The sequence below is a fragment of the Pseudomonas sp. 1912-s genome (assembly GCF_029269205.1).
Classification (GTDB): Bacteria; Pseudomonadota; Gammaproteobacteria; order Pseudomonadales; family Pseudomonadaceae; genus Aquipseudomonas.
In genome coordinates this window covers 156,671-168,368 of sequence record NZ_JARIXR010000008.1, presented here as the reverse complement: position 1 = coordinate 168,368, position 11,698 = coordinate 156,671, and the positions used below count along the sequence as shown (strand labels likewise).

Below are 11,698 nucleotides of genomic sequence, written 5' to 3'. Positions count from 1 at the left end.
ATAAAGGCCCGTATTGGAACGGCTGGCCCGTAGCGGCAACAATCGATAAAAAGTCATACTAGCCATGTCCTCACGTCATGGCTGCGCCCCTATGAAACGCCTTCCACCGTTGCCGGCCTTGCACACCTTTTGGGTCACGGCCCAGTGCTGCAACTTCACCCGTGCCGCCGAGCAATTGCACATCACTCAGGGCGCGGTGAGCCGGCAGATTGCCGGGCTGGAAAGCCATCTGGGTTATGCGCTGTTCCAGCGCCAGGCCCGGGGCTTGAGCCTGACGGAAGAGGGCCGTGAGTGGTCGTTGCGGGCGCAGCAGGTGTTCGGCCTGATTGGCGAGGCGGTGGAACAGATCGGCACTCGCCGCGAAACCCTGCAGCTCAAGGCCTCCACCTGCGTGATGCGCTGGCTGTTGCCGCGCCTGATGCAGTGGCAGCAGGAACGCCCGGACGTGCCGGTTGAACTGACCACCACCGTGGCCTACACCGTGGACTTTCGCCGTGAGCAGTTCGATGCGGCGGTGATCTACGCGCCGATTGCCGAGCAGTCGACCCAGGCCCGGCACCTGTTTGATGAGCGTCTGACACCGGTATGTGCGCCGGCCTTGCTCGGTGGTTTGCACACGCCGGCAGACTTGCAGCAACAGGTGCTGCTGCACCCCACGCGGGATGAACGGGATTGGGCGTTGTGGCTGAAGGCGGCGGATACGCGTTTGAGCAATCTGGCCCAGGGGCATCATTTTGAAACGCTGGACCTGGCGATGACGGTGGCGTCCCAGGGTTCCGGCGTGGCAATCGGCGACAGCGCGCTGATTGGCGAGGACCTCAAGGCCGGGCGGTTGGCGACGCCGTTTGAACTGCGGGTGCCGACGGGGATGGGGTATTACCTGGTGTACCCGCCGGGGACGGAGCCCTCGGCGGGGTTGGAGCAGCTTATGGACTGGCTGGTGAGCCAGGCACGCGCTTAATAACCGACCGTAAACCGCTGGCGCGAATGCTTGGGCGTTTCCACCTCATCAATCAGCACAATCGCAAAGTCGGCAAAGCTGATCCAGCTGCGGCCTTCATTGCTCACCAGCAACTCATCCTGGCCCAGGCGGAATTTGCCGGTGCGCGCGGTCTCGGTGAACTCCGCCGAGGGCGACAGGAAGGTCCAGTCCAGGTCTTTTTCCTGACGCAAGGTGTCGAGGAACACACTGCCGGCGCTGGCTTCGGTTTTGTATTCCTCGGGGAAACCAGGGCTGTCGATCACCCGGCTGCCGCCCGACAGCAGCAGCGAGCCGGCACCGCCGACCACCAGCAGGCGTTTCACGCCGGCTTTTTTCACCGGGTTGATCACCGCTTCCGCCGGCAGGCTGGCGAAGTGTGCCGCGCTGATCACCACGTCGTTGCCACGGATGGCCTGTTCCAGCGCCTCGGCATCCAGCGCGTCCACTTGCCTGGCAGTGACGCCAGGGCGCACGCCGATCTTGTCGGTATTGCGCGCGATGGCGGTCACGGTATGCCCGCGACGCAAGGCTTCTTCCAGCAGCTGGCTACCGGCACGACCGGTGGCACCAATGATTGCGATCTTGCTCATGACGTTCTCCAGTACGGTTAAGGGTTGAATCAACTCACCACTGCATTTCGCCCTTGGCGACTTTGGCGCCCAGTTCCAGGGTGCTTTCGTCGCCCAGGTTCGGGTAACGTTTTTTCATTGCGCTGATCAGTGCGGCAGAGTCCTTGGCCTGGGCGGTTTCTTCGTCAAAGGCCTTGATGTAGTCGGCGGTGAACGCCACGGATTTCAGCGACGGTGTGCCCAGGTAGTGACCCGGAATCACGGTGCGCGGTTTCAGATCCTGGATACGTTGCAGGGTCGCCAGCCAGTCGGTGTGGGATTTCGCGGTTTGGGTATCGGCCATCCACACATGAATGTTTTCCGAGACGACCACGCCACCGACGACCGCCTTGATCGACGGAATCCACACAAAGGTGCGGTCCGGTTGCGGGCCATCAAGGCCAATCACTTCCAGCTGCTTGCCTTCGAGGGTCAGGCTGTGGCCCTTGAGTACCTGGGGAATGACGGCTTTGGCAGGTTTGTCGGCTCCCAGTTTCGGGCCCCAGAACGCCAGTTTGTGTTCAACGGTGGCCTTGATATGGTCCACCACCGGCTGCGGCGCGACGATGTTGGCCTGGGGAAACGCGGCCGCCAGGGTGTCGAGGCCGAAGTAGTAGTCCGGGTCGCCGTGGCTGATGTAGATGGTGGTCAGGCGCTTGCCGCTGGCGCGGATTTTTTGCACCAGTTGCTCGGCCTGGGTTTTGCCGAATTGGGCATCCACGAGGATCGCGTCTTTGTCGCCGCTGACCAGTACCGAAGTGACCGGCATCATCGCGGTTTCGCCCGGGTTGTAGGCGTCCAGGGTCAGGTCGGCAGCCGCGGCGTGAGCGGCGAAGGCCAGGGTGGCAGCGGCCAGGGCCACGCGCTTGAGCGGGGAGAATCCAAACATGTGCAGCTCCAGTCATCGGTGAGGTGTGGACAGAGCTTAGTTGCACCAAACGCTACAAAAAATGCGATGCTTGGACATAGTTTGTTTCTAAAAGCGGGCAAATCATGGATCGTCTTCAAGCAATGCGGGTGTTTGTGGCCGTGGTGGACCTGGGCAGCCAATCGGCGGCGGCCGACCATCTGGACCTGTCGCGGCCGGTGGTGTCGCGCTACCTGGCGGAGCTGGAAGACTGGGTCGGCGCGCGCCTGATGCACCGCACCACCCGCAAGCTCAGCCTGACCGCCGCCGGCAGCGAAACCTTGCCCCGTTGCCGGCAGATGCTGGAGTTGTGCAGCGACATGCAGGCCGCCGTCAGCGAGCCGGACGAAGCGCCCCGGGGCCTGTTGCGCCTGAGCGTCAGCACCTCGTTCGGCCAGGCGCAGTTGGCCGATGCCATCGCCGAATACGTCAGGCACTACCCGCTGGTCAGCATCGACATGCAGATGCTGGATCGCACGGTGAACCTGGTGGATGAGCGCATCGACCTGGCTATCCGCACCAGCTTTGAGCTGGACCCCAACCTCATCGCCCGCCGGCTCACGCTGTGCCGCTCGGTGATCTGCGCGTCGCCCGCTTATCTGCTGGAGCATCCGCAGCCCCGGCGTGTGCAGGACCTGGCCCGGCACAACTGCCTGACCCATTCCTACTTCGGCAAAAGCCTGTGGCACTTCGTGGAAAACGGCGAGCCGGTGTCGGTGCCGGTGCAGGGCAATATCAGCGCCAACGAGGCCAGCACTTTATTGCGGGTCACGCTGGCGGGGGCAGGGGTGTCGCGGCTGCCGAGCTATCAGGCGGGCGACTACATCCGCAGTGGAGAGCTGATCCGCCTGCTGCCCGAGGCCGAGCCGCAGCAAATGAACATCTACGCGGTGTACGCCTCGCGCAAGCACATGCCGTCGGCGTTGCGCAGCCTGCTGGATTTCCTGGTGTTGAGGTTTCCGGAGGAACCTGAGTGGGACATCGGTCTCTGAGCCGACATAAACAGGTTGAATGTCGCCGGATAAGCGACTTGCTGCATCTGAGCCATGCTTCTGAACTATGCTTATACAAGCACCTTCTTGATCCGATCAGAGGTCAGCATCATGTCGATCAAAACAAGAAAGTACCTGATGATTTTCACCCTGTGCGCCGCCGCCACAGCGCTTTACGGCACTGCCGCCTACCGCGTCGAACAGACCCGCATGCAGCCGGGCTTCGCTTCCAGCTGCAATCACGGGCAATGTGTTGGCCACATGGCCGCCTTCAGCTCGCTGCGCTAGCGTCCTGGTCGGCTTTCAACTGCTCCCGAAACGCCTTCGGGGAGAACCCGACGCGCCGGCGAAACAGCCGTGAGAAGTTGGTCGGGTCGGAAAAGCCCAACACGTCCGACATCTCATTGATGGTCATGCTGGTGTAGGTCAGCAGGCGCTTGGCTTCCAGCAATTGGCGGTCGTGCATGATCTGCAACGCGGGCTGGCCGCCCAATTCCCGACACGTACCGTTCAGGTGAGAAACCGAGATCCCGAGCTTGTGGGCCAGGTCTTCGATTTTCGGGTGTTCGCGGTAATGCTGCTCCACCAGTTGGGTGAACCGGCGGAAGTATTCGCGGCCTCGCGGTGCCCGTGGATGGCGGCGCTGGATGGCCTGGCGGCTGATCCACACCAGCAGCACGCTGACCAGCGCGTGCATCATCATGTCCCGCGCCGGTTGATCGCTGGCGTACTCATCCTGCAACCGGGCGAACAAACTGTTGAGGTAGTCACTGTCGTTGCCGGCCGGGTAGCTGCCCAGTGCGTTCAGGCCGTCCAGTGCCGCGCCCAGTTGCCCCTGCAAATGCGCCATCAGCGGCGCGGCCAGGGTGACCACGAACCCTTCGACGTCTTCGGAAAAGCGAAAACCATGCACGCATAACGGCGGCAGCACCTGCAGCGTCGATTCGCTCAGCGTGCTGCGCTGGCCTTCGATCTCCAGTTGCGCCTGGCCCTTGTGCACGTACAGCAACTGGCACAGGTCCGCGTGCCGGTGGGGCTGGATTTCCCACTGGTACTCACGGCTGCGCCGGGAGATGGTTTCACAGTGCAGCAAATCAGGGGTCGGCCATTGCTGGCTCTCACCGTAGAGTTTGAACACTGGAATCGCGGCACTGGCAGTTTTGGTCATGGCTTCATCCGATACTTCGGGAGAGTTGTGCGGTAATCGCCCCAATTGGCGAAAAGCGCAGCTTTGGGCTCAGTTTTCACCTTCTTATGCCGGGCACTCAAGTGAAAAATGCCAGCAACACCTTCAATGACAACTCTTTCACCGAATACGTTCGGGTGAAGCTTGCGGGCCATAAAAATAATGAAAACGCTGAAAACCCAAGTCGCCATTATTGGCGCCGGTCCCTCGGGACTGCTGCTCGGCCAACTGTTGCACGAGGCCGGGATTGAAACCCTGATTCTTGAGCGCCAGACGCCGGATTACGTGCAAGGGCGCATCCGTGCCGGGGTGCTGGAACAAGGCATGGTCGACCTGTTGCGCCAGGCCGGGGTCAGTGCGCGGATGGATGCCGAAGGCCTGGTGCATGAGGGCTTTGAACTGGCGCTGAACGGGCAATTGACCCACATCGACCTGAAGACGCTGACCGGCGGCAAGACGGTGATGATCTACGGCCAGACCGAAGTCACCCGCGACCTGATGGCCGCGCGCCAGGCCAGCGGTGCTGTCACTTTTTACGGAGCCCGCAATGTGCAGCCCCATGATCTGAAAAGTGCAGAGCCCTGGCTGAGTTTCGAGCACGAAGGCGAGCAGTATCGGCTGGACTGCGACTACATCGCCGGCTGCGACGGTTTCCACGGTGTAGCGCGCCAGTCGATTCCCGCCGAGGCATTGCAGGTCTTTGAACGGGTGTATCCGTTTGGCTGGCTGGGCATTCTGGCCGACACCCCGCCGATCCACGATGAACTCGTGTACGCCAAGCACGCGCGCGGCTTTGCCCTGTGCAGCATGCGTTCACCGACCCGAAGCCGTTATTACCTGCAAGTGCCGGCGGATGAAGCGGTTGAAGACTGGTCCGATGAACGCTTCTGGGACGAACTGAAAACCCGCTTGCCCGCGTCACTGGGCGCGCAACTGGTGACTGGCCCGTCCATCGAAAAGAGCATCGCCCCGTTGCGCAGTTTCGTGGTGGAACCGATGCAGTACGGCCGGCTGTTCCTGCTCGGCGACGCCGCCCACATCGTGCCGCCCACCGGCGCCAAGGGTTTGAACCTGGCGGCCAGCGACGTCAGCACCTTGTTCAATATCCTGCTCAAGGTGTACCGCGAGGGCCGGGTGGAGTTGCTGGAGAAATACTCGCAGATTTGCCTGCGGCGGATCTGGAAGGCCGAGCGGTTTTCCTGGTGGATGACCTCGATGCTGCACCAATTCCCGGAGGCAGATGGCTTCAGCCAGCGCATCGCCCAGAGCGAGCTGGAATATTTCGTCGACTCCGAGGCCGGACGTAAAACCATTGCAGAAAATTACGTCGGACTTCCTTACGAGGCTATCGAGTAGCCAGCTATCTAGTACACTGACGAGCATTCCCGCGGGCCTCCTTTTCCCGTGGGCCCTTGCTCGCAGGTTCTGCCGTGACCAACCTCAATCAGCCCGCCACACCCGCCGTTCGCAGTGTTCTCGTCGCCTTGATGATGGCGATCTTCCTCGGGGCGTTGGACCAGACCATCGTCGCCGTGTCCATGCCGGCCATTTCCGCCCAGTTCCACGACGTCAACCTGCTGGCCTGGGTGATCTCCGGCTATATGGTGGCCATGACCGTGGCGGTGCCGATCTACGGCAAACTCGGCGACCTGTACGGGCGCCGGCCAATGATGCTGATCGGCATGGGCTTGTTCACCCTTGCCTCGCTGTTCTGCGGTATGGCCCAGAGCATGGAGCAACTGGTGCTGGCGCGGATCCTCCAGGGCATCGGTGCCGGCGGGATGATTTCGGTCAGTCAGGCGATTATCGGCGACATCATTCCTCCCCGTGAGCGCGGGCGTTACCAGGGCTATTTCAGCAGCATGTACGCGGTGGCCAGCGTGGCCGGGCCGGTGTTGGGTGGCTACATGACCGAGTACCTGTCGTGGCGCTGGGTGTTCCTGATCAACCTGCCTTTGGGCGCCGGCGCCTGGTGGGTGGCCCATCGCACGCTGGTGGGGCTGCCGGTGCCGCAGCGCAAGCCGGTCATCGACTACCTCGGCACCGTGCTGATGATCGTCGGCTTGACCGCGTTGTTGCTGGGCATCACCGAAATCGGCCAGGGCCATCACTGGCGTGACGATGAAGTGCTGGGGCTGTTGGCCTGCGCGCTGGTGGCGTTGACGGTGTTTGTGTGGCACGAGCGCCGGGCGCGGGAGCCGTTGTTGCCGATGCACCTGTTCGCCAACCGCAGCGCGGTGCTGTGCTGGTGCACGATTTTCTTTACCAGCTTCCAGGCGATTTCCCTCACGGTATTGATGCCGCTGCGTTACCAGACCGTCACCGGTTCCGGTGCCGACAGCGCCGCGTTGCACTTGCTGCCGCTGGCGATGGGCTTGCCGATGGGCGCGTATTTTGCCGGGCGCATGACCTCGGTGACGGGCCGCTATAAACCGATGATCCTGATTGGCGCCTTGCTGAGCCCGATCGCGATCCTTGGCATGGCCCTCAGTGCACCCCAGGCCGTGGCGGTGACCAGCCTGTTCATGTTGCTCTGCGGGATTGCCGCCGGGATGCAGTTTCCGACCTCCCTGGTGGGTACGCAGAACTCGGTGGAGCAGCGGGACATCGGCGTGGCGACCAGCACCACGAACCTGTTCCGTTCCCTGGGTGGGGCGGTCGGGGTGGCGTGCATGTCGGCCTTGCTGCTGGCGTTGTTGCAGGACTCCAGTTTTGCGCACCTGGCCAGTGGGGCACTGGTGGCGGAAGGCAGTTCCGGCAATGTGTTGCTGGACGGTTTGAATGCGGCGCCGGGGCCGGCGCAGGATGCCTTGCGGGGGGAGCTGCTGATTACCTTCAGGCATTTGCTGATGGTCAGTGCAGGGGTGTCGTTGCTGGGGTTGGCGGCGGCGATTGCCATGCCTGATCGCGTGCTGCGGGGGCGGGAAGACAAGGCCAAATAGTTGGAACAATGAAGATCAAATGTGGGAGCAGGCAAGCCAGCTCCCACATTGTGATTGCATTCCAGCTTTTGAGCAGGTGATGGCCTCACGGGCTGTAATACCCCACAGCGACCATAAAATGCCCGGCCTTGCGCAAATACGCATGCTTGTTCTCGACCTTCCCGGTCACCGGATTTTTCCAGCGGTACTCGTATTCCCCCTGACCCTGCTCAGCCATCACCGCCAATATCGGCTCACCCACCGGCTTGCCGTCGGGGTCCTTGATCTTGCTGAAGTCGGTGTTGACCAGCCGCGGGTTCGTGCCATGGGCCACATAGCGGTGGGTATCCAGGTCAACCACAAACACATACAAATCGTCCTGCAGAAAACCACCCTGCATGGCGTTGATGGCTTTGAGCGTCCCGGCCTGATCCTTCTCCAGCGCCTTGACGGCCTTGTCCCGCAAAGACTTCGCGTGCTCCGGCGTAGCCCGTGGCAAGTAATAACCCACGGCCAGAATCCGCTGCCCAACGCGCTGGTAATACACATGCTTGCGCTCGACCTTGCCGTCATTCCAGTTCTGCCACCGGTAATCGGCCTGCTGGATGCCACTGCCTTCCGGCACCGCCAACGCATCCTTGAATGACTTGTTCAGATCCGGCCCAAGCACCTCGGAAACGTTGCGCCCGATCAACGCAGAAGAGGGCCCGCCACTCGCCAGCAGCACGCCCTTGGTGTCGACCACGAACACATAGCGGTCCTGGTCGACGAATTCACCCTGGCGGCTGAACGCCGCAAAGGCTTTGTCGCCATTCGTCTGGTAATACCCCAAGGCCTTTTCCAGCAGGGCCTTGGCGGCTTGGGCGTCCGCATCCTCAGCGGTGGCGGCGTGCACCTGGCCAACGCACAACAGCAGCAGCCAGGTGGCTCGGAGCATTGCCTTCATTACCCGTCCCTCGTTCTTGTTGGTGTGCCAAGAGCGTAGACGGTTTGCCGACTTATCAGAACGGTTTGGTCGGCAGGTATTTACCGTCCAGGGTGATCACCGCGCGGGAACCGCCGTCCGGGTCTTCGACTTTCTTGATGTCCAGCTTGAAGTTGATCGCGCTGATGATGCCGTCGCCGAACTGCTCGTGTACCAGGGCCTTGAGGGTCGAACCGTAGACCTGCAGCATTTCATAGAAACGGTACATGGTCGGGTCCGTCGGCACGCCGCCGGGGAAGCTGCCGCGCAGGGGCACCGTTTGCAGCAAGCGGCTGGCGTCCTCGTCGAGTCCGAGCTTTTCGCACACCACATCGGCAGCGTCCTTGGGCAACGGGTGCTGGCCGAGCAGGGCGGCGGTGACGAACGCCAGGCTCAGGCCGGTGCCGTCGGTGAGGTCCTGCCACGACAGGTTCTTGCGCGCCTTGATGTCGATAACGGTGTCGGCCAGGGCCAGGCGTGGGGATTGGGCGAATTGGGATTGCAGCATGGTGATGTCCTCTTGGGTTTGAATAGGATTCAGGCCGCGTGGGCGCGGGTGCTCGGGTTATCCAGCAGGGACACAAAGCGCCCGCTGCGGCCATCCAGGGCGTCGATGCCGCCGCTTTCGATGTCGTAGACCCAGCCGTGCATGCTCAGCCGGCCTTGTTCCAGGGCCAGGGCCACGGAAGGGTGAGTCTTGAGATTAGCCAGTTGGGCGACCACGTTTTCCCGTACCAGCGAGTTGAGCCGGTCGGCGTCTGAGGCGTGGGTACGGGCGGCGTTGATCACCTTGGCTGACTCGGCATGGCGCAGCCAGTTGGCGACGGCCGGCAAGTGGTCCAGGCATTTGCAGGTGGAAATGGCGGTCATGGCGCCGCAGTCGGAGTGGCCACAGATCACGATGTCGCTGACGCCGAGAACGGCTACCGCGTATTCGACGGTGGCCGACACACCGCCGGGCTCTGGCCCGTAGGACGGCACGATGTTGCCGGCGTTACGGATCACAAACAGGTCGCCGGGTTCCTGCTGGGTCAGCAGTTCCGGGACTACACGGCTGTCGGAACAGGACACAAACAGCGTGCCGGGGTTTTGCGTGGTGGCCAGGTGTTTGAACAGGTCGCTGCGTTGGGTGAAGGCTTCACCCTGGAACTTGCGGAAACCGTCGATGAGGTCTTGCATGGTGGTTCTCCTTGCGTCGCTGATGGGGCAAGGATGGAAGTTTTCAGCTATAGCGTCCAAGACCGGCTTATTATGGTTTCTATAAGTCATGCCTATAGATGGAGCGCCCTTCATGTTGCTGCGTCATATCCGCTACCTGTTGGCCGTTGCCGAGCACCGTAATTTCACCCGGGCGGCGGAGGCGCTGCATGTGTCGCAGCCGACCTTGTCGCAGCAGATCAGGCAACTGGAAGACACCCTCGGCGCACCACTGCTGGATCGCTCCGGCCGGAGCGTCAGCCTGACTGATGCGGGCGAGGCCTATGTGCGTTTTGCGCGCCTGGCCTTGCAGGATCTGCAGGCCGGCACCCGGGCCATGCACGACGTGCAGGACCTGAGCCGCGGCAGCCTGCGCCTGGCAATGACGCCGACGTTTACCGCGTACCTGATCGGGCCGTTGCTGGCGCGGTTCAACCGTCTGTACCCGGGGATAACGGTCGGCGTCGAGGAACTGACGCAAGACCGCATGGAGGCGGCGCTCACGGAAGACTTGCTGGATATCGGCATTGGTTTTACCGGCGAGCATTTGCCGGATATCGAGTGTGAAGGGGTGTTTGTCGAGGCGTTGAGCGTGGTGGTGAGTGCCGGCCATCCGGAGTTGAACCGCCAGCAGTGGCTCCGGCAACCGTGGGTGCTGCTGAACTCAGGGTTCGCCACGCGCCGCTATATCGATGAGTATTTTCGTAGCCAGGCGGTAAAACCCCTGATCGCCATGGAGGCCAATTCCATCAGTGCGATTATTGAAATCGTACGGAGCACTCAGTTGGCGACCATCCTGCCCAGCGCGATTGCCCAGGTGCAGGCGGGCTTGCAGGCGGTGCCGTTAAGCCCGGCGTTGCCGCAACGCACRGCGGCGCTGCTCAGTCGCAAGGGAGGCTATCGCAGCGCGGCGTGCCGGGCGTTTGTCGAACTGGTCAGGGCGCAGCCAGCCACTGGTTGATGATGCCGTCATACACGCCCGTCACCGTACTCAAGTGCAGCCACTGGTCCACGTAGCTCTTCCACGCCACATCATCCCGAGGCAGCAAGAACGCCTTCTCGCTGTACTGCATGTAGCGCTCGGGGTTTACCGCACACAGCCCCGGCTTGAGCTTTTGCTGATACCGGGCCTCGCTGGCGTCGGTGATCATCACGTCGGCCTTGTTGGCCAAAAGCTCTTCAAAAATCGTCACGTTGTCCGGGAACAGTGTCAGTTGCGCCTTGCCCAGATGTGCCCGCGCAAACACTTCATTGGTACCGCCTGAAGGCTCGATCACCCGCACCTGCGGCTGATTGATTTGCTCCACGGTCTGATAGCGCTGCACATCGGCGCAACGCACCAGCGGGATCTTGCCGTCGACGCCCAGGGGCTGGCTGAAAAATGCCTTCTTCTGCCGCTCCAGCGACACCGAAATACCACCGAGGGCAATATCACAGCGCTGGGCCAGGAAGTCCGGCATCAGGGTTTTCCAGGTGGTGGGCACCCATTTCACCTGCACGCCAAGGCTTTTGGCCAGCGACTGGGCCATGGCGATGTCGATGCCTTCGTAGCTGCCGTCCGGGCGCAAATAGCTGTAGGGCTTGTAGTCACCGGTGGTGCAGACGGTCATTTCACCGCGCTGGAGCACTTCATCCAGGCGCGATGCGGGGCTGTCGGCCAGGGCTTGGGCGGACAGGCCGGCCAGCAGGGAAAGGGTCAGCAAAGCTTTCATGCGGTCGGGTCCTTGGGCATGAGCAGGGCCGCCATTATTTGCAAATGTTTAGCCACGGCACAACCAAACTCCGTCAAGACTGGATTTAACGGCTTAACCTCGCGTGTGAGGCTGTTCGGCATCTCTTTACTGTGACTCCCGCATGGACGGTTCCCCCGACACACACCCTGAGACATCGCCAGGCGCCACCGCGTCCAGCCGTCCGGACCGTCGTCGAATCACCGCTGAT

13 protein-coding genes are annotated in these 11,698 nt (G+C 62.0%); 6 read left to right on the top strand and 7 right to left on the bottom strand.

The genetic code is table 11. From position 1 onward, the window contains the following. Positions 1–91: 91 nt before the first annotated feature. Entirely contained in the window at positions 92–961 is an 870-nt protein-coding gene (locus P3C29_RS12910) for a LysR substrate-binding domain-containing protein (RefSeq protein ID WP_201122054.1), read from the top strand. On the opposite strand, the gene P3C29_RS12905 is transcribed toward P3C29_RS12910, so the two are convergent. Together P3C29_RS12905 and P3C29_RS12900 are read right to left on the bottom strand one after the other, a co-directional pair. Further along, positions 958–1,572: an NAD(P)-dependent oxidoreductase gene (locus P3C29_RS12905; RefSeq protein WP_275964655.1), complete on the bottom strand. Its 615-nt coding sequence runs from the start codon at positions 1,570–1,572 to the stop codon at positions 958–960. The two genes, P3C29_RS12910 and P3C29_RS12905, sit on opposite strands and share 4 nt — an antisense overlap. Before the next feature lie 34 nt (positions 1,573–1,606). Then, complete coding sequence (locus P3C29_RS12900) at positions 1,607–2,479, bottom strand: MBL fold metallo-hydrolase (protein WP_275964654.1); 873 nt, start codon at positions 2,477–2,479, stop codon at positions 1,607–1,609. A 104-nt stretch (positions 2,480–2,583) separates the two neighbouring features. On the opposite strand from P3C29_RS12900, the gene P3C29_RS12895 reads away from it, so the two are divergent. After that, entirely contained in the window at positions 2,584–3,489 is a 906-nt protein-coding gene (locus P3C29_RS12895; protein WP_201122056.1) for a LysR family transcriptional regulator, read from the top strand. Positions 3,490–3,600: 111 nt separating this feature from the next. Then, positions 3,601–3,777: a hypothetical protein gene (locus P3C29_RS12890; RefSeq protein ID WP_162835184.1), complete on the top strand. Its 177-nt coding sequence runs from the start codon at positions 3,601–3,603 to the stop codon at positions 3,775–3,777. Here P3C29_RS12890 and P3C29_RS12885 read toward each other — a convergent pair. Next, the gene (locus P3C29_RS12885; protein ID WP_010176543.1) at positions 3,761–4,657 is read right to left on the bottom strand and encodes a helix-turn-helix domain-containing protein; all 897 of its coding nucleotides are present in this window, start codon (positions 4,655–4,657) and stop codon (positions 3,761–3,763) included. The two genes, P3C29_RS12890 and P3C29_RS12885, sit on opposite strands and share 17 nt — an antisense overlap. Positions 4,658–4,846: 189 nt before the next feature. Between P3C29_RS12885 and pobA the strand changes: the two genes are divergently transcribed. Both pobA and P3C29_RS12875 read left to right on the top strand, forming a co-directional pair. Then, positions 4,847–6,031 (top strand): 4-hydroxybenzoate 3-monooxygenase, encoded by a 1,185-nt coding sequence (gene pobA, locus P3C29_RS12880; protein ID WP_275964696.1) that lies wholly within the window; start codon positions 4,847–4,849, stop codon positions 6,029–6,031. Positions 6,032–6,105: 74 nt separating this feature from the next. Continuing rightward, entirely contained in the window at positions 6,106–7,617 is a 1,512-nt protein-coding gene (locus P3C29_RS12875) for an MDR family MFS transporter (RefSeq protein WP_275964653.1), read from the top strand. Between the two features lie 85 nt (positions 7,618–7,702). Here the strand turns inward: P3C29_RS12875 and P3C29_RS12870 are convergent, their stop codons facing one another. The 3 genes from P3C29_RS12870 to P3C29_RS12860 are packed head-to-tail and all read right to left on the bottom strand — an operon-like array spanning position 7,703 to position 9,739. Continuing rightward, positions 7,703–8,542, bottom strand: a complete 840-nt coding sequence (locus P3C29_RS12870; protein ID WP_169387337.1) for a cache domain-containing protein — start codon at positions 8,540–8,542, stop codon at positions 7,703–7,705. Positions 8,543–8,597: 55 nt separating this feature from the next. Beyond that, positions 8,598–9,068: a cyanase gene (gene cynS / locus P3C29_RS12865; RefSeq protein WP_275964652.1), complete on the bottom strand. Its 471-nt coding sequence runs from the start codon at positions 9,066–9,068 to the stop codon at positions 8,598–8,600. Positions 9,069–9,097: 29 nt separating this feature from the next. Then, on the bottom strand, positions 9,098–9,739 hold the full coding sequence (locus P3C29_RS12860; RefSeq protein ID WP_275964651.1) for a carbonic anhydrase: 642 nt from the start codon (positions 9,737–9,739) through the stop codon (positions 9,098–9,100). Positions 9,740–9,851: 112 nt separating this feature from the next. Between P3C29_RS12860 and cynR the strand changes: the two genes are divergently transcribed. Continuing rightward, positions 9,852–10,718: a transcriptional regulator CynR gene (gene cynR / locus P3C29_RS12855; protein ID WP_275964650.1), complete on the top strand. Its 867-nt coding sequence runs from the start codon at positions 9,852–9,854 to the stop codon at positions 10,716–10,718. On the opposite strand, the gene P3C29_RS12850 is transcribed toward cynR, so the two are convergent. Next, entirely contained in the window at positions 10,693–11,469 is a 777-nt protein-coding gene (locus P3C29_RS12850) for a transporter substrate-binding domain-containing protein (RefSeq protein ID WP_169387338.1), read from the bottom strand. The two genes, cynR and P3C29_RS12850, sit on opposite strands and share 26 nt — an antisense overlap. Between the last annotated feature and the right edge of the window lie 229 nt (positions 11,470–11,698).

Excerpts from the sequence above, each read along its gene's own strand:
- P3C29_RS12905 (WP_275964655.1), bottom strand. The coding sequence starts at position 1,572 with ATGAGCAAGATCGCAATCATTGGTGCCACCGGTCGTGCCGGTAGCCAG.
- P3C29_RS12850 (WP_169387338.1), bottom strand. The coding sequence starts at position 11,469 with ATGAAAGCTTTGCTGACCCTTTCCCTGCTGGCCGGCCTGTCCGCCCAA.
- P3C29_RS12895 (WP_201122056.1), top strand. The coding sequence starts at position 2,584 with ATGGATCGTCTTCAAGCAATGCGGGTGTTTGTGGCCGTGGTGGACCTG.
- P3C29_RS12910 (WP_201122054.1), top strand. The coding sequence starts at position 92 with ATGAAACGCCTTCCACCGTTGCCGGCCTTGCACACCTTTTGGGTCACG.
- P3C29_RS12860 (WP_275964651.1), bottom strand. The coding sequence starts at position 9,739 with ATGCAAGACCTCATCGACGGTTTCCGCAAGTTCCAGGGTGAAGCCTTC.
- P3C29_RS12885 (WP_010176543.1), bottom strand. The coding sequence starts at position 4,657 with ATGACCAAAACTGCCAGTGCCGCGATTCCAGTGTTCAAACTCTACGGT.
- P3C29_RS12870 (WP_169387337.1), bottom strand. The coding sequence starts at position 8,542 with ATGAAGGCAATGCTCCGAGCCACCTGGCTGCTGCTGTTGTGCGTTGGC.
- P3C29_RS12890 (WP_162835184.1), top strand. The coding sequence starts at position 3,601 with ATGTCGATCAAAACAAGAAAGTACCTGATGATTTTCACCCTGTGCGCC.
- cynS (WP_275964652.1), bottom strand. The coding sequence starts at position 9,068 with ATGCTGCAATCCCAATTCGCCCAATCCCCACGCCTGGCCCTGGCCGAC.
- P3C29_RS12900 (WP_275964654.1), bottom strand. The coding sequence starts at position 2,479 with ATGTTTGGATTCTCCCCGCTCAAGCGCGTGGCCCTGGCCGCTGCCACC.